This is a genomic window from Curvibacter sp. EU05-FHT14A10, assembly GCF_058791075.1.
The window spans coordinates 636,157-654,933 of sequence record NZ_JBYTDE010000001.1; the positions used below are offsets into that span (position 1 = coordinate 636,157).

At 65.9% G+C, this 18,777-nt stretch carries 17 protein-coding genes; 5 read left to right on the top strand and 12 right to left on the bottom strand.

Going from position 1 to position 18,777, the window contains the following annotated elements; translation table 11 throughout:
* Positions 1–37 precede the first annotated feature (37 nt).
* The 4 genes from AC3WUT_RS02695 to mltG are packed head-to-tail and all read right to left on the bottom strand — an operon-like array spanning position 38 to position 3,052.
* Positions 38–394 carry a PilZ domain-containing protein gene (locus AC3WUT_RS02695; protein WP_027474505.1) on the bottom strand — a complete coding sequence of 119 codons (357 nt, stop codon included), beginning with the start codon at positions 392–394 and terminating at the stop codon, positions 38–40.
* The gene (locus AC3WUT_RS02700) at positions 391–1,419 is read right to left on the bottom strand and encodes a DNA polymerase III delta subunit-related protein (RefSeq protein ID WP_492345512.1); all 1,029 of its coding nucleotides are present in this window, start codon (positions 1,417–1,419) and stop codon (positions 391–393) included. Before AC3WUT_RS02700 ends, AC3WUT_RS02695 begins: the two co-directional genes overlap by 4 nt.
* Positions 1,416–2,090, bottom strand: coding sequence for a dTMP kinase (gene tmk, locus AC3WUT_RS02705; RefSeq protein WP_492345513.1), 675 nt, complete (start codon positions 2,088–2,090; stop codon positions 1,416–1,418). The genes AC3WUT_RS02700 and tmk overlap by 4 nt, the downstream gene beginning before the upstream one ends.
* The gene (gene mltG / locus AC3WUT_RS02710) at positions 2,087–3,052 is read right to left on the bottom strand and encodes an endolytic transglycosylase MltG (RefSeq protein WP_492345606.1); all 966 of its coding nucleotides are present in this window, start codon (positions 3,050–3,052) and stop codon (positions 2,087–2,089) included. The genes tmk and mltG overlap by 4 nt, the downstream gene beginning before the upstream one ends.
* An 81-nt stretch (positions 3,053–3,133) precedes the next feature.
* On the opposite strand from mltG, the gene ygfZ reads away from it, so the two are divergent.
* On the top strand, positions 3,134–4,084 hold the full coding sequence (ygfZ, locus tag AC3WUT_RS02715; RefSeq protein WP_492345514.1) for a CAF17-like 4Fe-4S cluster assembly/insertion protein YgfZ: 951 nt from the start codon (positions 3,134–3,136) through the stop codon (positions 4,082–4,084).
* A gap of 40 nt (positions 4,085–4,124) precedes the next feature.
* On the opposite strand, the gene AC3WUT_RS02720 is transcribed toward ygfZ, so the two are convergent.
* Both AC3WUT_RS02720 and AC3WUT_RS02725 read right to left on the bottom strand, forming a co-directional pair.
* On the bottom strand, positions 4,125–4,997 hold the full coding sequence (locus AC3WUT_RS02720) for a YbgC/FadM family acyl-CoA thioesterase (RefSeq protein WP_492345515.1): 873 nt from the start codon (positions 4,995–4,997) through the stop codon (positions 4,125–4,127).
* Complete coding sequence (locus AC3WUT_RS02725; RefSeq protein ID WP_492345516.1) at positions 4,994–5,971, bottom strand: alpha/beta hydrolase; 978 nt, start codon at positions 5,969–5,971, stop codon at positions 4,994–4,996. Before AC3WUT_RS02725 ends, AC3WUT_RS02720 begins: the two co-directional genes overlap by 4 nt.
* 195 nt (positions 5,972–6,166) lie before the next feature.
* Here AC3WUT_RS02725 and gbd point away from each other — a divergent pair, with 195 nt between their 5' ends.
* Positions 6,167–7,303, top strand: a complete 1,137-nt coding sequence (gbd, locus tag AC3WUT_RS02730) for a 4-hydroxybutyrate dehydrogenase (RefSeq protein WP_492345517.1) — start codon at positions 6,167–6,169, stop codon at positions 7,301–7,303.
* A 6-nt stretch (positions 7,304–7,309) separates the two neighbouring features.
* Here gbd and AC3WUT_RS02735 read toward each other — a convergent pair whose 3' ends face one another.
* From AC3WUT_RS02735 to AC3WUT_RS02750, 4 genes are read right to left on the bottom strand one after another with little or no spacing between them, the layout of a single operon-like run.
* Entirely contained in the window at positions 7,310–8,368 is a 1,059-nt protein-coding gene (locus AC3WUT_RS02735) for an Rpn family recombination-promoting nuclease/putative transposase (RefSeq protein ID WP_492345518.1), read from the bottom strand.
* Between the two features lie 59 nt (positions 8,369–8,427).
* The gene (locus tag AC3WUT_RS02740) at positions 8,428–9,501 is read right to left on the bottom strand and encodes a patatin-like phospholipase domain-containing protein (RefSeq protein ID WP_492345519.1); all 1,074 of its coding nucleotides are present in this window, start codon (positions 9,499–9,501) and stop codon (positions 8,428–8,430) included.
* Between the two features lie 30 nt (positions 9,502–9,531).
* Complete coding sequence (locus tag AC3WUT_RS02745; RefSeq protein WP_492345520.1) at positions 9,532–10,356, bottom strand: HDOD domain-containing protein; 825 nt, start codon at positions 10,354–10,356, stop codon at positions 9,532–9,534.
* A 37-nt stretch (positions 10,357–10,393) separates the two neighbouring features.
* Positions 10,394–12,739, bottom strand: a complete 2,346-nt coding sequence (locus AC3WUT_RS02750) for a Tex family protein (RefSeq protein WP_492345521.1) — start codon at positions 12,737–12,739, stop codon at positions 10,394–10,396.
* 155 nt (positions 12,740–12,894) lie between these two features.
* Here AC3WUT_RS02750 and AC3WUT_RS02755 point away from each other — a divergent pair, with 155 nt between their 5' ends.
* Positions 12,895–14,760 carry a monovalent cation:proton antiporter-2 (CPA2) family protein gene (locus tag AC3WUT_RS02755; protein WP_492345522.1) on the top strand — a complete coding sequence of 622 codons (1,866 nt, stop codon included), beginning with the start codon at positions 12,895–12,897 and terminating at the stop codon, positions 14,758–14,760.
* A gap of 3 nt (positions 14,761–14,763) precedes the next feature.
* Complete coding sequence (locus AC3WUT_RS02760) at positions 14,764–15,276, top strand: hypothetical protein (RefSeq protein ID WP_492345523.1); 513 nt, start codon at positions 14,764–14,766, stop codon at positions 15,274–15,276.
* Between the two features lie 2 nt (positions 15,277–15,278).
* On the opposite strand, the gene menA is transcribed toward AC3WUT_RS02760, so the two are convergent.
* Positions 15,279–16,253: a 1,4-dihydroxy-2-naphthoate octaprenyltransferase gene (gene menA, locus AC3WUT_RS02765; protein ID WP_492345524.1), complete on the bottom strand. Its 975-nt coding sequence runs from the start codon at positions 16,251–16,253 to the stop codon at positions 15,279–15,281.
* A gap of 181 nt (positions 16,254–16,434) precedes the next feature.
* On the opposite strand from menA, the gene AC3WUT_RS02770 reads away from it, so the two are divergent.
* Positions 16,435–17,856, top strand: a complete 1,422-nt coding sequence (locus AC3WUT_RS02770) for an alanine/glycine:cation symporter family protein (RefSeq protein WP_492345525.1) — start codon at positions 16,435–16,437, stop codon at positions 17,854–17,856.
* Positions 17,857–17,865: 9 nt separating this feature from the next.
* Here the strand turns inward: AC3WUT_RS02770 and AC3WUT_RS02775 are convergent, their stop codons facing one another.
* Positions 17,866–18,771 carry an SDR family oxidoreductase gene (locus AC3WUT_RS02775; RefSeq protein WP_492345526.1) on the bottom strand — a complete coding sequence of 302 codons (906 nt, stop codon included), beginning with the start codon at positions 18,769–18,771 and terminating at the stop codon, positions 17,866–17,868.
* Between the last annotated feature and the right edge of the window lie 6 nt (positions 18,772–18,777).

An 18,777-nucleotide genomic window follows, 5' to 3' on the forward strand; every position in this document is an offset into this window, starting at 1 on the left:
GGAGATCCGGCCCTTCAGGTACGGCGGCCGGCAGATTTCAGATGGTCTGGGTGGGCCGCTCGGAGGCCAGGTGGCTGCCCAGCATCTCCTCGATCTTGATCTTGAGCAAGCGGGATTTCTCATCACGCGGAAACTGGATACCCACCCCCTGGGTGCGGTTGCCAGCTGCCCGCGGTGGCGTGACCCAGGCCACACGACCGGCAATCGGGTAACGCTGCGGGTCGTCCGGCAGGGACAAGAGCACGTAGACATCGTCGCCCAGGCGATAGTCGCGCGCGGTCGGAATGAACATGCCCCCTTCGGCAAACAAGGGAATGTAGGCGGCATACAAGGCCCCCTTCTCCTTGATGGCGAGCTGCACAACACTGGGGCGCGGGGTACTGGGACTGTTCATGGCGTGGACTCTGTGGCCGAGTTTAGGGCGATTTGTGCCTCGCTCACAAGCGCTTCCAACATCAAACCTGGGTTATACGGGTGATCTGCCGTTCGAGCCGCCTCGCTGAGGTTGCGCGACCAGTGCAGCAGCACCTTGTGGGCCGGTGGCCGCGGCAGTTCGCTGGCCATGAAGTAACGCGGTGCCGCGCCGGAGGCCATGGCCAGCAGGTCATGGCAGACCTTCTGCAGGCTCTGGATGTTGCGTGCGGCGGGCCAGTGGGCCAACACGCCGGGGTCACCCCGCAGCAACGCACGGGGCAATTGCGCCCAGGACTCAGGGGTCAGCCCCTCAGCGGCCAGCATCAGCGCGTCTTCGGGGCGTCCGCCGGCCGCGCGCAGCAACGCCGCGGCGGCGGCAGCCGGCAAGCCCTGCCCCGCCAGCCAATGGCCGGCCTCGTCAGCACCTGGCCAGACCAGTGAGTGGGTCAGGCAACGGCTGCGGATGGTGGGCAGCAACTGGTGGGCCGCTTCACTGGCCAGCACAAAGCGCACATCGCCCGGGGGTTCTTCCAGGGTTTTGAGCAGCGCATTGGCCGTGATGTGGTTCATGTCCTCGGCCGGGTACACCAGCACGGCCTTGCCGCGCCCCCGCGATGAGGTGCGCTGGGCAAACTGCACCGCCTCGCGCATCGCCTCGACACGGATCTCGCGGCTGGCCTTGCGCTTCTTGTCGTCAATTTCAGACTGCGCTTTCTCCGACAAGGGCCAGCCCAGGGCCAGCAGCGCTGTTTCGGGCATCAGCACCATCAAATCAGGGTGGGTGCGCACGCGCACGGCGTGGCAACTGGCACAGTGGCCGCAGGCGCCATGCGGTGTGGGTGCATCACACAACCAGGCCTCGACCAGGGCGAGGCCCAGCGGGTACTGACCCAGGCCCGAGGGGCCTTGCAGCAGCCAGGCGTGACCGCGCTGGCTCAACAGGCTGTCAAGCTGCCGTTGCAACCAGGGCGCCAGGGGCGGGCGGGCCTCGCGCTCTTCACTCATTGCAGACCTCCATGGGCGGCCACCATGATGGCCAGCCAGCCCTTGCGCACCAGCACCCGGGTGATCTGCTGCCAGACCTGGTGTCGGCTCTGAGCCGCATCGATGCGTTCAAAACGGCCAGGCGCTGCGGCGGCGCGTGCCGCGTAGCCCGCTGCCACCTGGCCGAAGAAGGCCACGGGTTGAGACTCGAAACGATCGGGCACACGGGCGTCGGCCAGTCGGGCGGCCGCCACCTCGGGGTCGAGATCAAACCAGATCGTGAAGTCCGGCTGCCGCAGGCTGCCACCAGAGCGGCCTTGCACCATGCGCTCGAGCTGGGCCAGGGTGTCCAGATCGAAGCCCCTGCCACCGCCCTGGTAGGCAAAAGTCGCGTCGGTGAAGCGGTCACACACCACCACCTCTCCGCGGGCCAGGGCGGGTTCGATGACCTGTTGCAGGTGGTCACGTCGAGCGGCAAAAATCAGCAAGGCTTCGGTCAGGGGGTCCATGGCGTCGTTCAGCACCAGGGCGCGCAGTTTCTCGGCCAGGGGCGTCCCGCCAGGCTCGCGGGTCTGACACACCACCCGCCCCTGGGCACGAAAGGCCGCCACCACCCCCTCGATGTGGGTGGTCTTGCCGGCACCGTCGATGCCTTCGAAACTGATGAACAAGCCGGGAGTGGGTGGGGTCATGGTCGACGCTGGAATTGGTTGACGGCCCGATTGTGCTCGTCAAGGGTGGCACTGAAGTGGCTGCTGCCGTCGCCACGTGCGACAAAGTACAGCGAACGGCTCTCGGCGGGGTGCACGGCGGCCAGCAAGGCCCCCCGGCCGGGCATGGCGATCGGGGTGGGCGGCAGGCCGGGGCGGGTGTAGGTGTTCCAGGGCGTGTCGGTGAGCAGGTCGCGTTTGCGCAGGTTGCCATCAAAACGTTCGCCCATCCCATAGATGACCGTGGGGTCGGTCTGCAGCAGCATGCCGGTGCGAAGGCGATTGACGAACACGCTGGCAATCAGCGGGCGGTCGCTGCCGCGCCCGGTTTCTTTTTCGACGATGCTGGCCAGGACCAGGACCTCGTCGGGCGACTTCAGGGGCAGGTTCGGGTCACGGGCCTGCCAGGCAGCCTCCAGTTTCTTGTCCATGGCCCGCAGCGCCCGTTGCAACACAGCCAGATCACTGCTGCCCTTGGAGTAGGTGTAGGTGTCGGGGTAGAAGCGGCCCTCGGGCACCGTCCCGGGGCGACCCAGACGCGCCATGATGGCGGCATCATCGAGCTCGGTGCTGTCGCCTTTGAGTTGATCGGCCCGTGCCAGGGCCTGGCGTACCTGGCGCCAGTTCCACCCCTCGACCAGGGTGACGGCACGCAGGGCCTCTTCACCGCGCACCAGCTTGCTCAGCAGGCGCCTGGGCGTGATGGTCGCGTCAAGCTCATAGCTGCCGGCCTTGATGCCACGGGCCTGGCCTGAAAAGCGGAACCACGCATACAGGAACAGGGGATTCACCTCCACACCCGCATCCTGCACGTCCTGCGCCAGGGCACGCGGCGAGGTGCCAGGTTCGATCGAGAGGTCGATCGTGGGCGCAGCCAGGCGCAAGGGCGCATCCAGCCACCAGAACACGGCGCCGCCCAGGGCTGCTGCCACCAACACCAACATCACCAGCAAAGCGCGCACAGCCCAGGCCCCATCACGAACAAGTTTTTGACGGGGGATGATAATTCACGCATGACACAAGCCATGAATTCTCCCCAGGCGCTGCTGCACGGTGTGGCGCCCTTGTCGACGCTGGGCGTGATTCGCGCCCGCGGCGACGATGCTGCTTCGTTCCTGCACGGTCAACTGACCCAGGATGTGCTGCTTTTGCCAGACGGGCAGGCCCGCCTGGCCGGCTATTGCTCGGCCAAGGGGCGCCTGCTGGCCAGTTTTGTGCTGCTGCGCCTGAGCGCCGCCGAAGTTTGGCTGGTATGCCCCCAGGCCTTGCTGGCATCCAGCCTGAAGCGCCTGTCCATGTTTGTGCTGCGAGCCAAGGTCAAGCTCGACGATGCCAGTGCCGAATTGACCGTGCGGGGCCTGGCCGGCGAAGCCGCCTTGGCCGCCCTGCCCGCAGAGACCCCGCCCTGGACGGCCGCCCCCTGCGCTGCGGGGCATGCCATTGCGCTGTATCCGGCAGCCGGTGTGGCACGCGCGCTGTGGGTGGGCCCGGCAAGCGGCAGTGAGTCCACCGCGCCGGCCCTGTCCGAGTCGCTCTGGGCCTGGTCGGAGGTGTTGGCCGCCGTGCCGACACCCGGTGCCTCGCAGACCGACAGCTTTGTGCCCCAGATGCTGAACCACGAGTCGGTGGGCGGCGTGAGCTTCAAGAAAGGCTGCTACCCCGGGCAGGAGGTGGTGGCACGCAGCCAGTTCAGGGGCACGCTGAAGCGCCGCACTTGCCTGGCCCACGGAGCAGGTCTGGCCAGTCTTGAGCAGGCCCCCAGCCCCGGCCAGGAGGTGTTTCTGCCAGATGATGCGGCCGATCAGCCCAGCGGTGTGGTGGTTCAGGCCGCCGTGTCCCCCACCGGCGGGGTCGATCTGCTGGCCGTGGTGCAGGTGACGGCCAGTGCCGCCGGTACCACCTTGCACCTGGGCGCACCGGATGGCCCCGCCCTGGTGGTGCAGCCCCTGCCCTACCCGCTGCTGGCCGACATCTGATCCACGGACCGGATTCGCGTCTTCAGATCGGCGTCTTGGATCAAAGGCCCCGCACCATTTCAATGTGCGGGATATCCACTTCGTAGAACACGTCGCCACGGGGCTCAAAGCCCAGTTTTTCGTAAAACCCGCGGGCGCTGGTCTGGGCGTGCAGCAGCACCTCGCGGTCGCCCCGCTGACGGGCGGCCTCCATCAGGGTGCGCAACACGTCTGCGCCCAAACCCGAGCCCCGCATGGCCCGCAAAACCGCCATGCGGCCAATGCGGGCCACACCGGGCGCATGCACCAGCAAACGGCCGGTGGCCAGGGCCTGGTCGAGGCGGTTGTAGACCACCGCGTGCAGGGCGTTGGCATCGGCCTCGTCCCATTCCTCGTCCAGGGGAATGGCTTGCTCCTGGACAAACACCTCGGTGCGCACGCGGGCCGCATCGGCCCCCAGCGTGGTCCAGTCACCGCGGCGCACCTCGAATACCGGCTGGCCTGCGGCGTGGTCCAGCAGCAGGCTTCGCAAGGCATCCGGCACGCGACGCGAGGTCTGGGTGGCCGGATCAGCGAACACATACAACAGCTCGCCAGACACCAGCAACTGATCGCCCCGAAAAATGGCGCCCACCAGTTCAATCGACGAATTGCCAATGCGTCGGCAGCGCAGGCCGACCTCGAGCACGTCGTCGTAGTGCGCCGAGGCGTGGTACTCCAGCGTCAGACGCTTCACGTAAAGCTCACCGCCCAGCGCCTGCATCGAGGCCTCGTAAGGCAAGGCCAGCTCGCGCCAGTAGTCACCCATGGCGGTGTCCAGGTACATCGCGTAATGGCCATTGAAGACGATTTTCTGCATGTCCACTTCCACCCAGCGCACGCGCAGGCGGTGAAAGAATCGGAAATCGCTGCGTTGTGGCGCTGGGGTGCTCATGGGGACTCCGTGGGGGGATTCAGGGCAGCGCGCATGGCCTCTGCCGCATGTTGGTGGGCTTGCAGGGCTTCAGGGATGGCGCGGCCCATCTTGATGAATTCGTGGGTCACGCCGCGGTAGATCTCCAGGTCCACCGCATGGCCGGCCAGACGCAGCTTGTCGGCATAGGCAATGCCCTCGTCCACCAGTGGATCGAACTCGGCCAGCCCCAACCACGCCGGTGCAAGCTGCTCGGTGTCGGGGGCCAGCAAGGGGGCGAAGCGCCAATCCTCGCGCTCCTGACGGGAGGGCACATACTGATCGAAAAACCACTGGATGTGGGACGCCTCCAGCACCAGGCCATGGGCAAAGCGCTGGTGCGACACGGTGTCCTGGTAAGCCGTGGTGCCAGGGTAGAACAGCAGTTGCAGGGCCAGTGGCAGGCTTTCCAACGCAGCCTGCACCGCCAAGGCGGCAGCCAGGGTGCCGCCAGCGCTGTCGCCCCCCACGGCCAGCCTTGATGAATCCAGTCCCAGACCGGGGCCTTGGCCATGCAGCCAGCGCAAGGCATCCCAGCCATCGTTGAAGGCCGTCGGAAACCGGTGCTCCGGGGCCAGCCGGTAATCGAGCGACACCACGGCACAACCCGATCGCAGGGCCAGGCTGCGGCACAGGATGTCATGGGTGGCGATGCTGCCGATCATGAAACCACCGCCATGCAGGTACAGCAACACAGGCAGCCCTGTGTGCAGGGTGGGCCGGTAAAGGCGGGCTGGCAGGGCGACCCCATCGCGGGCCGGTATTGTCAGCTCACGCACCTCGGCCAATTCAGGGCGGCTGATTTCAAGCACATCGGCCCCGGCTGCATAGGCGGCGCGCGCCTGCCGTGGGGACAATGAGTGCAAGGGTGGACGCCTGGCCTTGAGCATGCGGTCGATCACGCCTTGCATCGCAGGGGTCAGCCGGTGGGCTTGAGAAAAAGTGCTGGAAGACATCGGTCTCGGATCGTTGCGGCTGTCAGCACCGGGCCTTGTCACCTGAGTGACCGCCGGGGTGATCTGCCTGGGGTTTGAACGTCTGGTCAGGCCAGGCTTCAGCCGGTAAAGTCAGTTGCGCATCGTACAACGTGGCGCTTGGTCCGATCGGCGACCGGTGTCCCCTCAACCCGTCTGACACTTTATTTTCGCTTCATGGCCTTCATCAACTACGTCACCCAGATCCAGTTCGAGTTTGGCGCCGTGCGCCTGCTGGCGGCCGAATGCGAGCGCGTAGGCATCCATCGCCCCCTGATCGTCACCGACGCCGGGGTGCGCGCCGCGGGCGTGCTGCAAAAGGCCCTGGATGCCCTGCCGGGCCTTAGCCTGACCGTGTTTGACCAAACCCCCTCCAACCCCACCGAGGCCGCCGTGCGGGCCGCCGTCGAACTGTACAAATCTCAGGGCTGTGATGGGCTGATTGCGGTGGGCGGTGGCTCGGCCATCGACTGCGCCAAGGGCATCGCGATTGCGGCCACGCACGAAGGCCCGCTGACCACCTACGCCACCATCGAAGGGGGCTCACCCCGCATCACCGAGCGCACCGCCCCCTTGATCGCAGTGCCCACCACCAGCGGCACCGGCAGCGAGGTGGCGCGTGGCGCCATCATCATCGTGGATGACCACCGCAAGTTGGGCTTCCATTCCTGGCACCTGGTGCCGCGGGCAGCCATCTGCGACCCGGAACTCACCCTGGGCCTGCCCCCGGGCCTCACGGCGGCCACCGGCATGGATGCCATCGCGCACTGCATGGAGACCTTCATGTCGGCGGCCTTCAACCCGCCAGCTGACGGCATCGGCCTGGACGGCCTGGAGCGTGGCTGGGCCCACATTGAGCGTGCCACCCGCAATGGTCAGGATCGCGAGGCGCGCCTGCAACTGATGAGCGCCTCGATGCAAGGCGCGATGGCCTTCCAGAAAGGCCTGGGCTGTGTGCACAGCCTGAGTCACAGCCTGGGGGGCGTGAATCCCCGCCTGCACCATGGCACGCTGAACGCCATGTTCCTGCCCGCGGTGGTGCGCTTCAACGCCAGCGCCGAATCGGTGCAGCGTGAGCGCCGGCTGGACCGCATGGCCCACGCGATGGGCCTGCGCTCAGGCGGAGACATCCCGGACGCCATCCGCGACATGAACGCCCGCTTGGGCCTGCCCACCGGCCTGGCCGCCATGGGCGTCACGCGGGATCAGTTCGACGATGTGATCAAGGGTGCCTTGGCCGACCATTGCCACAAGACCAACCCGCGCATCGCCAGCCCCGAGGAATACCGCGAGATGCTGGAAGCCTCAATGTGAGCCCTGTCAAAGCCTGGTGCTGGGTTCATTCAGCAAAGCCTCCAGGGTGGGTGCGCTGAACATGTGCTCGGACCACGCTTCCAAATGCTCCACCGATGCACTCTGAAGCCGCTGGTAGACCCAGGCGGGCACGGGGGTGAAGCGCTGCTCTATCACTCGAGTCAGCATCATGGCGATGCCTTGTGAAAGGCCTTGTGAGAGGCCCTGTGTCAGTCCTTGAGACAATCCTTGTGAATGCCCTTTGGACAGTCCTTTTTCAATGGCTTCGTTGTAAAGGCGTTCCAGGGTTTCTTCGAGCATGGTCGGGCCTTTCAGAAGGTCGTGGATTTGATCGAGTTCGTCGGTGACGATGTCCGGCATTTTGCGCCGTATCAGGCGACGGAGCCAAACATTGAGGGTTCTTCTCAATTTCTGATGCTCGGGTGCCTGGAGCGCCTGACCCATCGCGTACGCCAGCCTGGCGATATCGGACCGATTGGCGCTGTGCTCCAACTTGAACAAGGCTTCGGTCACGTTCCGAACTTCGTCAGACTGGGATAGCTTCAATCTGGCTTCATCGATCAGGTGATACAGCAAGCGCGGTCTGTAGGGTTCCAGCGCAGGTATGCCAGGGGCGAAACAGTCAGCCACATCCTGAGCCGCAGACCAGGAGCGATGTCCTTTGTAAAGGACCAAAGGCAGCAAGGGCGGCAGCCTGCCTTGCTCCAACTGCCCTTCCTTGATCAGATGCTGGGCCAGCAGGCCCACATAGACCATCATGCGCACCGCCATCCATTCGTCGGGCTGGCTTTGAAACTCCAGCAGCAGATAAACCCAGACCCAGCGCGGCCCCACCTGTAACCGCCAGACCATGTCGTCGTGGCGCTGCTTGTCCGATTCGCTCACGTAGCTGGCATTCACCCGCTCCAGCGTCTCGAACCTGGCCGCCTGCACCCAGTCGCCGGGCACGAAACCGAGCAGCAGGTCGCGCACCATCTCGGGGTGGGAGAACAGCAGCTTGTAGTCGTTGTCGTGGTGCGTGGGCATCGCCCACGCTGCCGCGGATCGCACAAGGGCCAGCTGCATGACCGCCAGACTGCGCTGTCAGCCTGACAGCGGGTAGCAGCCCAGTCCGGAAGAGCCGTTCAGAGGGCCTCAACCCGACCCATGTCCGGGGCGTGCAGCCACTCGGCGAACTCGTCGGCCAGTTGCTGGCTGGCCTGCACGGCCCGAGTCCAGGCGGCGGCACGGCCAGCATGGTCATTGCCATAGTGGGTGAAGTCCTTGCGGTCGGGCAGTTTGGCGTTGGGCAGGGTCTGCACCCAGGCCGGGTCGGGGGCCAGCACCAGCATCGGGTCCAGAAAGGCGCTGGCACGGTGGCGCCACTTCAGGGCCTTGTCGAGCCAGCCGGGCACCACGGCCTGCTGAAAATGCGGATACAGCACCACGCCCGGGGCGGGGCTTCGGTAATCCAGGTGCATGTGGTAGTCGGTGATGCCGCCATCCCAGTAGGCCCCTGGTGGGGCGCCGGCGATACCGCTGACCGAGCGCAGCACAAAGGGGATGGAACAACTGGCCTGCACGGCGTCCATGAAATTGGCCGGTGTGAGGGCCACCTGGCGGCTGCGGTAATCACGGGTGCTGAAGGGCAAGGCGGCATGCCGGGCCGAAAACACGACCCGCTCCAGCCAGGCCCCCATGGCACGGCGCTGCACGGTGTTGCTCAGAAATGCGCCCAGATACCCCAGGGGCGTGGCCAGACCATGCTCCTGGGCCAGCACGTGCCGGCCGCGCGAGGCAATCACATGCAGTCGGTAGCGTGGGTGTTCCAGTACTTCATGTTCGCGACCGCCAAAAAACAATTTCAAATTGTCGGCAAATCGCTCGCTCACATGCTCGGCGCTGGGGCGCTTCTGGCCTGGCGCCAGTTCATAGCGTTGGGCGATGTAGTCATGTTCAAGCCGGGCAAAGGCCTGAACGGGATCGTCCAGGCACGCCGTGGCCATGCGCCACGCCCCAATCGAGGCCCCCACCAGATCGATGGGCTGGCTTGAGCGCGGCAGCCATTCGCCGAACAGGAAACGGTCCAGCGGCCCCAGCACCAACCCCTTGGGGCCGCCGGCTGCCGCGGGCACCACGCGAATGTGCTGAGGCTGCAGCCCGTGGGCCTGCAATTGGGCGCGGGCCTGGGGCCCGGCATAAAGACGTAGCGCTCTCATCGGGGCATGCGCGGCTGGTGGGGTCCGGGTTCAGACAAAGGCGCCCACTTCCTGGGGGGTGGTCCAGTCGATCGGATCCTGCTGCAGCACCATGTCGATGTCGAGCTCCAGCGCCAGGCCCACGGTGTCCGGAAAGCTCACCGCCAGTTCGCGGTCGGTGAATCCCGCTTCCTTGGCGCGGGTGCGCCAGGAAGCCAGGTGGATCACACCCGCCAGTGGCTCATAGACCTCGTTCTCGAACGGGGCAACCTGGTACTCGAGCGCATCGACGATGGCCGCCGGAAACTGCCATTTGCGGGCAAATCCGGCACTCACCTGGGCGTAACAGAAGCCCAGCTTCTTGCGCTCGCTGCGCGCCCGCTTGAGATCCAATGGCCCGTGCTCCATGTTGAGCAGCGCCATGTCACGCGGCATGCCCATGTGCATGGCGAGTTCGCCGACCGCATGCAGCAAGCCCGAGGTGAAGGCCGCGCTGGGGTTCTGCCGCACCACGCCGGCCAGAATGCGGGACACCTTGGCCGTGTCCAGGCTGTAGCGCCAGAACTGCTGCAGGTTGATGCCCGCCACGCCGCGGAAGGCGCCGCCCACCGCTGCCGCGGACACCAGGGTCCGAACATGGTTCAGGCCCAGCACGGCCAGGGCCTCGGCCACGCCGTTGACTCGCCGCTCCAGATGAAAGAAGGCCGAGTTGGCCAATTGCAGCAAGCGGGCTGTCAAGGCCGGGTCGGTGCTGATCAGTTGCGTGATGCGACGCAGGTCCGACTCGTCCTTGTCCAATTCCAGCATGAGCAAGGCCACCACCCGCGGAATGCTGGGCAGGGCGATTTCAGAGGCCAGAAGGGCGTCAAGCTCCATGGAAATTGATTTTGAAACTGATTGTTTCCGATTATCGTCAGCGCGAGCGGTTTTGCAGCTTGGCAAATGCAGAAGCCATGGCAGATGGGGTTGCCGCGTCGTTTTGGCGCCGCTGCCCGCCGCCCTGGTGCTGGCGCCCAGCCCCTTCAAAGCGGTTGTCGCGCGGACCGTCGCGGCGCGCCGGTGCGGCGTCGAGCTTCATGGACAGGCCGATGCGCTTGCGCTCCACATCCACCTCCATCACCTTCACCTTGACGATGTCACCGGTCTTGACGACTTCGCGCGCATCGTTGACGAACTTGTGGCTGAGTTGGCTCACGTGCACCAGACCGTCCTGATGCACCCCCAGGTCAATGAAGGCGCCAAACTGGGCCACATTGCTGACGGTGCCTTCCAGAACCATGCCTTCACGCAGGTCCTTGATGTCTTCAACCCCTTCGTTGAAACGGGCCACCTTGAAATCGGGCCGCGGGTCGCGCCCCGGCTTCTCCAGTTCGCCCAGGATATCCTTGACCGTGATGACGCCGAACTTCTCGTTGGCAAACAGCTCTGGCTTCAGGGTCTTGAGCATGTCGGCACGGCCCATCAGTTCGGCCACAGGCTTGCCGGTCTTGGCCATGATCTGCTCCACCACAGGGTAGGTTTCGGGGTGCACACCGGTCATGTCCAAGGGGTTCTCGCCACCGCGGATGCGCAGAAAACCCGCGCTCAGCTCGAAGGTCTTGGCCCCGAGGCCGCTCACGCTGAGCAACTGCTGGCGGCTGGCAAAGGCGCCATTGGCCTCGCGCCAACGCACCACCGCCTTGGCCACGGCGGCGCTCAGGCCCGACACCCGCGACAGCAGGGGCACGCTGGCGGTGTTCAGATCCACCCCCACCGAGTTCACGCAGTCCTCCACCACCGCTTCGAGCGTGCGAGCCAGTTCACTCTGGTTCACATCGTGCTGGTACTGGCCCACGCCAATGCTCTTGGGGTCGATCTTGACCAGTTCGGCCAGCGGGTCCTGCAAGCGGCGCGCGATGCTGGCAGCACCACGCAGGCTCACGTCCACATCGGGCATCTCTTGCGAGGCGAATTCGCTGGCCGAGTACACCGAGGCACCCGCCTCGCTGACCACCACCTTCTCCACGTGACGGTCGATCTTGGCCAGCAGCTTGATCAGGTCGGCGGCCAACTTGTCGGTTTCGCGGCTGGCCGTGCCATTGCCGATGGCAATCAGGTTCACGCCGTGCTTTTCACACAGGCGGCCCAAGGTGTGCAGCGAACCGTCCCAGTCGCGGCGTGGCTCATGCGGGAACACGGTGCTGGTGTCCACCAGCTTGCCGGTGGCATCGACCACGGCCACCTTGACACCGGTACGGATGCCTGGGTCCAGGCCCATCACCACACGCGGACCGGCGGGCGCCGCCAGCAACAGGTCGCGCAGGTTGTCGGCAAACACCTTGATCGCCACCTTTTCGGCCTCTTCACGCAGGCGCGAGAACAGATCCCGCTCGGTGGACAGGCTCAGCTTGACGCGCCAGGTCCAGGCCACGCACTTTCGAAGCAGGTCGTCGGCCGGTCGGCCTGCATGGCTCCAGCCCAGGTGCAGGGCAATGCGCCCTTCTGCCACCGAGGGCTGCCCCGGCTCCGGGGGCACCGGCAACACCAGTTTGGCCTCCAGAATCTCGAGTGTTCGGCCGCGAAACACCGCCAGGGCGCGGTGCGATGGCACCCGGCCAATGGGTTCGTCGTAGTCGAAATAGTCGCGGAACTTGGCCACATCGGGGTGGTTTTCGTCCTTGCCCTCGATCTTGCTGCTTTTCAGCAGACCTTCATTCCAAAGCCACTCGCGCAGGTTTTGCACCAGGCCGGCGTCCTCGGCCCACCGCTCGGACAAAATGTCGCGCACGCCGTCCAGCACGGCCCCGGTGGTGGTGAAATCACTGCCGTCTTCGCCCTTGGCGGTCTTGACATAGGCCTGGGCCTCGTCCGCCGGCACACGGGTCGGCTCGGCAAACAGCAGATCGGCCAGGGGTTCGATGCCGGCTTCGCGGGCAATCTGGCCCTTGGTGCGGCGTTTTTGCTTGTAGGGCAAGTACAGGTCTTCGAGTTCCTGCTTGGTGGGGGCCGCATCGATGGCCGCGCGCAGGGCATCGGTCAGCTTGCCTTGCTCGGCAATGCTCTTCAGGATGGCCTCGCGGCGGTCTTCCAACTCGCGCAGGTAGGCCAGGCGGGCTTCCAGCTCACGCAGTTGGATGTCGTCCAGGCCCTGGGTCACTTCCTTGCGGTAGCGGGCAATGAAGGGCACGGTCGCGCCCCCATCCAGCAGGTCTACAGCAGCGCGCACCTGCGCTTCGTTCACCCTGATTTCAGCGGCCAATTGCCGAATGATCTTTTGCATGTCTCTCGCAGCGTCACGGTCGAATCCGAAGCCGGCGAGTGTGCCACAGCGCCCTGCCCCTGGCGTCCAAATGACCTGGCTCGGGTGTGAAACTTTGCCGCATCGCGGCCGACAGACGGCAGCCGCTAAACTGCCCGGCAACATGGAGTGAAGCGATGGCCATCGAGCAAGGCAGTGATCTTTTGAAAACCGTGGTGCTGCTGGGCGCCGGGGTGCTGGCCGTGCCGCTTTTCAAGCGACTGGGGCTGGGCTCGGTGCTGGGCTACCTGGCCGCGGGCCTGGCCGTGGGGCCCTTCGGCATGGCCGTTTTCAGTGAGTCCCAGACCATTCTTCATGTGGCCGAGCTGGGGGTGGTGATGTTCCTGTTCGTGATCGGCCTGGACACCCAGCCGAGTCGGCTGTGGAAGCTGCGCCGCCAGATTTTCGGTCTGGGCTTGATGCAGGTGCTGACCTGCGCCACGTTGCTCACCACCCTGGGCCACCTGCTCGGGCTGGCCTGGCCGGTGGCCTTTGTCGCCGCCATGGGGTTTGTGCTGTCCAGCACGGCCATCGTGATGCAGGTGCTGGACGAGCGCGGCGAATCTTCCAGCCCGCCCGGGCAGCGCATCGTGTCGATTTTGCTGATGGAAGACCTTTCCATCGTGCCACTGTTGGCCATCGTGGCCTTTCTGGCCCCTGCACCGGCCGACCAGGAGCCCGTGTCGCGCTGGGTCACCATGGGCGTGGCGCTCAGCGCCATCCTGGGCCTGGTGGCGGTCAGCCGCTGGTTGCTCAACCCCTTGTTCAGCCTGTTGAGCAAGGTGCGCGCCCGCGAAGTGATGACGGCGGCCGCCCTGCTGGTGGTCTTGGGCGCTGCCCTGGCCATGCAGTGGGGCGGGCTGTCGATGGCCTTGGGCGCCTTCGCCGCCGGTGTGATGCTGTCCGAATCGACTTTTCGGCATCAGTTGGAGGCCGACATCGAACCCTTCCGGGGCTTGCTGCTGGGCCTGTTTTTCATGGGCGTGGGCATGTCGCTCGACCTGCCGCTGGTCTTGCAGGGCTGGCCCAAGCTGCTGGCGGGCGTGGTGGGCTACATGCTGCTCAAGGGCCTGGGGGTGTACACCGTGGCCCGCCTGACCCGTTGCAACCGGCGTGACTCTGTGCTGCGCGCGGCCATGATGGCCGAAGGTGGCGAGTTCGCCTTTGTGCTGTACGCCACGGCCGCCCATGCGGGCCTGATCGAGGCCGAGATGAATGCCGTGCTGAATGCGGCAGTGATCTTGTCCATGGCCCTGAGTCCTCTGTTGTTGGCCGCCGTGCGCCGAACCCTGGCGGCCCGCCCTGCCCCGCCCGACCTGCGCGGCATCCAGTCCGTGGACGCCGCAGCCGAACTGGCCCCCAGCGTGTTGGTGATCGGCTTCGGTCGTTTTGGCCAGATCGCCTGCCAGAACCTGCTCGCCCGCGGCATCGAGATCGCCATCATCGACCGCGACACCGACATGATCCGGGCCGCGGCCCAGTTCGGCTTCAATGTGTATTACGGTGACGGCACCCGGCTGGACGTCTTGCAAGCCAGTGGCGCCGGCACTGCGCGCGCAGTCCTGGTGTGCGTGGACGACAAGGCCGCCACCACGCGCATTGTCGAATTGATCAAGCAGAGCTTCCCCCTGACCCCGGTGCTGGCCCGGGCCTTTGATCGCCAGCACGCCATCGAACTGATGCACCATGGGGTGGATTTCCAGATGCGCGAAACCTTTGAAAGTGCCATGGCCTTCAGCCTGGAGGCCTTGCGCCAACTGGGGGTTGAAGCGTCGGACGCCGCCGCCGTGGGCGAGGACATCCGCCGGCGCGACTCGGAACGCCTGCAAATGCAACTCAATGGCGAAGCCAAGGCGGCCCTGGCGCTGCTGCATGGCAACCGCTGGGCCCCCACCCCGCTGACCACGCCGCAGCGCGAAGGCCAGGCCCTGAACACGGCGGCCGAAGCGGTGATCCATGGCGATGCGGTGGCGGAACCGGCACCGACCCCAGGCCGGAGCTGAACCATGGACCTGTTCAAGGCGCTGCTGCGCTTCATCAAGACCCTGCTGCTGGGCACGCTGGCTTTGCTGCTGGTGTTCGAAGAATGGGGTTGGGACACCCTGTCAGCCCTGGTCGGATGGATCGCCCGGCTGCCGGTGCTGGCCTGGCTGGAGCGCCGCATCCGCGCACTGCCCCCTTGGGCCGCCCTGTTGATGTTCGCGGTCCCGGCCCTGGCCCTGCTGCCCGTGAAGCTGGGCGCCCTGTGGCTATTCAGCCAGGGCCACGCGGCGCTGGGCCTGGTGCTGCTGCTGGGCGCCAAGCTGCTGGGCACCGCGGTGTTGGCACGCCTGTTCCACCTGACCCAGCCGGCCCTGATGCAACTGGCCTGGTTTGCCCGCTGGTACCCTCGCTGGAAAGCCTGGAAAGACCGGCTGCTGGCTTATGTGCGCAACAGCGCGCCCTGGCATGCGGCCCGCGCCCTCAAGACCCGGGTGGTGGGCCAGGTGCGCGCCTGGTGGCAGGCCTGGCGCGGTTGAACCTAGCCCTGCGGCAACCAGCTCCGCACCAGCCCGCTGAGCACCAGCCCCGCCGCCAGCAAGACGGCAAACTGCATCTCGAACCGGAAGGTCTCGATCAGCAGCGCGCTGTAGTCGTCGGCGTGGGATGCACGCCGCAAGGCCCGCAGAAGGCGCTGTGCCCGGGGCCAGAGCAGGATGGGCAACAGACACAAGGATGACCCCGCCAGCCAAGCCAGGGGCAGCAACAGTGCGAATGGGCCGGTCAGCATCAGCGCATGGGCCCGCCGTGCATGGGCGGCCCCCAGGCACACGGCCAGGGTGCGGCGCCCCACCCGTTCATCGTGGGCCAGATCGCGCAGATTGTTGATGGCCAGTGCCGATGCGGCCAGCCCCCCCATGCAGAGCGCGGCCAGCACGCTGGGGGCGTCAAATCCGCCCGTCAACAGCCATTCGCTGCCCAGCACAGCCACCAGCCCGAAAAACACCAGCACGGTCAGCTCGCCAAATGGCGTGTAGGCAATCGGCCGCGGCCCGCCCATGTAGGCCAGCGCCGCCAGCAACGACGCACTGCCGATCACCAACACCGGCCAACCTTTGAGCAGCACCAGCCCCAAACCGAATGCCGTGGCCAGCAAGGCCAGAGCGGCCACCACCCACTGCATTTGGCGCACTGCGATCCAGCCCAGCGCCGTGGCCCGCGGCAAGCCGGTGGCGGTGGGCGACTGGTGCGCACCGCGCCGGGTGTAGCCGACATCGTTTTGCAGGTTGGTGATGATTTGCATCAACAAGGCCGCCACCACTGCGGCCGCTGCGGCCCAGGCATCCAGCGCACCGGTACGGTGCCACCCCAACGCGGCCCCCACCAGCACCGGGGCCAGCGCGACCCACAGACTGCGTGGGCGCACGGCCACCTGCCAGGCTTTCCAGGTCTGCCAGCGGCCTCTGGGCGGTTCGGCCGGAGCCGACGGGGCAGATTGCAAGGGGGATTTGTTCACGGCATCGATTGCTACAGGACGAAACAACCGATTCTGCCAGCCGCGCCCGACTGGGGAAGCCGTGACGGCGCCAACGCATTTGCTTACCAAGCCACCAGGCCGGACAGCCGTGCACCCCCCTACCACTGCCCAAAATCGCCCACCGCCAACCCACCCACCCACCCGCCGTCAAGGAGTCTTTGTGGAAGCCGCCCTTCGCCTTGTGATCGACCCGCTCAACCACCTTCTGTGGAGCCATGTGCTGATTTACGCCCTGCTCGGCGTCGGCCTGGTATTGACCCTGGGCACCGGCGCGGTGCAACTGCGCGGACTGGGCCACAGTCTGGACGCCTTGCGCCGGGATGGTGGCAGCAGCGGCATCACACCATTGCAAGCGTTCGCCACCGGCCTGGCCAGCCGGGTAGGCACAGGCAACATTGCCGGCGTTGCCACCGCCATCGCCCTGGGGGGGCCGGGGGCCATTTTCTGGATGTGGCTGACCTGTCTGCTCGGCATGGCGTCGGCCTTCACAGAGTCCACGCTGGCTCAGATCTACAAGCAGCGTCACCCGGACGGCAGCTTCCGCGGCGGGCCAGCCTATTACATTCAGCACGGACTGGGCTCACGGCGCTGGGGCATGGCCTTCGCGCTGGCCCTGATTGTGGCCTTCGGCCTGGTCTTCAACGCCGTGCAGGCCAATTCGATCGTCGACGTGCTGCACACCGCCTATGGCTGGGACAAGGCCGGCATCGGGATTGCCCTGGTGGCCCTCAGTGCCTTGTCCATCTTTGGCGGCCTTCGCCGTATCGGCCGCATCGCTCAATGGCTGGTGCCCATCATGGCCCTGGGCTACCTGCTGGTGGCGCTGTATGCCCTGGTGGTGAACTTTGACCGCGTGCCCGGTGTTTTCGCACTGATTTTTCGCAGCGCCTTTGGCCTGCAGGAGGCCGCCAGCGGCCTGATGGGCTACGGCGTGGCCCAGGCCCTGCAATTTGGCGTCAAACGAGGCCTTTTCTCGAACGAAGCCGGCATGGGCAGCGCCCCCAATGCGGCGGCCACCGCCACGGTGCAGCATCCAGTGTCGCAAGGCCTGTTGCAGATGGTGGGTGTGTTTGTGGACACCATTGTGATCTGCACGGCCACCGCGCTGATCATTCTGTTGTCCGACCAGTTCGTACCAGGCGGGGCACTCAAAGGTGCCGCCCTGACCCAGGCCGCAGTGCAGGCCCACATCGGCAGCGCAGGCCAGGCCTTCATGGCGGTGGCGGTGTTCTTCTTCGCCTACACCTCCATCATCGGCAACTACGCCTATGCCGAGGGCAATGTCGAATTTCTGCGCAGCAGCAAGCCCCTGGTGATGGCTTTCCGGGTGTTGGTGCTGTGCATGGTGATGTTTGGTGCCGTGGCCAGCGTGCCCCTGGTCTGGGACATGGCCGATGTGGCCATGGGGGTGATGGCGCTGATCAACCTGGTGGCGATCTTCAGGCTGCGTCGCTACGCATTTGCAGCGTGGGCCGATTACCGCCGCCAGATCGCCACCAGCAGCACGGCACCGACGTTCCGGGCCGGCGTGCTGCCAGATCAGGGCCGCAGCACGGCGGCCCAAGGCGTCTGGCGGCCTTGAAGCATCGGCTCAGGCGGCGCGCAGCGCGGCCTTGAGCTGCTCGCCCAGTTCTGGCTTGTGGGAGAACGGATCGGTGGGGTTGCGGCCCTGCACCACGTCTTCGAGGCGGGTCTGCACCGAGCCCAGGGCGTGCGGGTGGCTGAAGATGTAGAACTGATCGGCGCTGATGGCGTCGAACACCTTCTGGGCAACCTGGGCAGCCGTCACCTTGCCCGAGCCCACCGCCTTGTCGCTCATGGCCTGGCCGATCAGTTGGCTCTTGGTGGGCTTCTGGTCACGCAGTTCAGCAGGTTGGTTGCGGTGGCTCTGGTTGATGCCGGTGGGCACGAAGAAGGGGCACAGCACGCTGGCACTGATCTGATCGCTGACCAGGCGCAAATCCTGGTACAGGGTTTCAGTCAGGCTCACCACGGCATGCTTGCTGACGTTGTAGATGCCCATGTTGGGTGGGGTCAGCAGGCCGGCCATGCTGGCGGTGTTGACGATGTGGCCCCGGTAGGCCGGGTCTTTGGCCGCGGCTTCCAACATCATGGGCGTGAACAGGCGCACGCCATGGATCACACCCCAGACGTTGACACCCAGCACCCATTCCCAGTCTTTGACCGAGTTCTCCCACACCAGCCCGCCGGCGCCCACGCCCGCGTTGTTGAAAACGAAGTGCGGCGCGCCGAAGCGCTCCTTGACCGCCGTGGCCAAGGCCTCCATCTGGTCGGCCTTGGCCACGTCGACGCGGCGGGCCAGCACCTGGGCGCCGGCAGCTTCGAGTTCGGCCTGGGCCTTGTCCAGGGCATCCTGTTGCACATCCACCAGCACCAGGTTCATGCCCAGACGGGCGCCAATGCGGGCGCATTCGAGGCCGAAGCCCGAGCCGGCCCCGGTGAGCACGGCGGTGGTGTTCTTGAAATCCTTGATCATTCTTTG

Excerpts from the sequence above, each read along its gene's own strand:
- AC3WUT_RS02695 (WP_027474505.1), bottom strand. The coding sequence starts at position 394 with ATGAACAGTCCCAGTACCCCGCGCCCCAGTGTTGTGCAGCTCGCCATC.
- AC3WUT_RS02700 (WP_492345512.1), bottom strand. The coding sequence starts at position 1,419 with ATGAGTGAAGAGCGCGAGGCCCGCCCGCCCCTGGCGCCCTGGTTGCAA.
- tmk (WP_492345513.1), bottom strand. The coding sequence starts at position 2,090 with ATGACCCCACCCACTCCCGGCTTGTTCATCAGTTTCGAAGGCATCGAC.
- mltG (WP_492345606.1), bottom strand. The coding sequence starts at position 3,052 with ATGTTGGTGTTGGTGGCAGCAGCCCTGGGCGGCGCCGTGTTCTGGTGG.
- ygfZ (WP_492345514.1), top strand. The coding sequence starts at position 3,134 with ATGAATTCTCCCCAGGCGCTGCTGCACGGTGTGGCGCCCTTGTCGACG.
- AC3WUT_RS02720 (WP_492345515.1), bottom strand. The coding sequence starts at position 4,997 with ATGAGCACCCCAGCGCCACAACGCAGCGATTTCCGATTCTTTCACCGC.
- AC3WUT_RS02725 (WP_492345516.1), bottom strand. The coding sequence starts at position 5,971 with ATGTCTTCCAGCACTTTTTCTCAAGCCCACCGGCTGACCCCTGCGATG.
- gbd (WP_492345517.1), top strand. The coding sequence starts at position 6,167 with ATGGCCTTCATCAACTACGTCACCCAGATCCAGTTCGAGTTTGGCGCC.
- AC3WUT_RS02735 (WP_492345518.1), bottom strand. The coding sequence starts at position 8,368 with ATGCAGCTGGCCCTTGTGCGATCCGCGGCAGCGTGGGCGATGCCCACG.
- AC3WUT_RS02740 (WP_492345519.1), bottom strand. The coding sequence starts at position 9,501 with ATGAGAGCGCTACGTCTTTATGCCGGGCCCCAGGCCCGCGCCCAATTG.
- AC3WUT_RS02745 (WP_492345520.1), bottom strand. The coding sequence starts at position 10,356 with ATGGAGCTTGACGCCCTTCTGGCCTCTGAAATCGCCCTGCCCAGCATT.
- AC3WUT_RS02750 (WP_492345521.1), bottom strand. The coding sequence starts at position 12,739 with ATGCAAAAGATCATTCGGCAATTGGCCGCTGAAATCAGGGTGAACGAA.
- AC3WUT_RS02755 (WP_492345522.1), top strand. The coding sequence starts at position 12,895 with ATGGCCATCGAGCAAGGCAGTGATCTTTTGAAAACCGTGGTGCTGCTG.
- AC3WUT_RS02760 (WP_492345523.1), top strand. The coding sequence starts at position 14,764 with ATGGACCTGTTCAAGGCGCTGCTGCGCTTCATCAAGACCCTGCTGCTG.
- AC3WUT_RS02775 (WP_492345526.1), bottom strand. The coding sequence starts at position 18,771 with ATGATCAAGGATTTCAAGAACACCACCGCCGTGCTCACCGGGGCCGGC.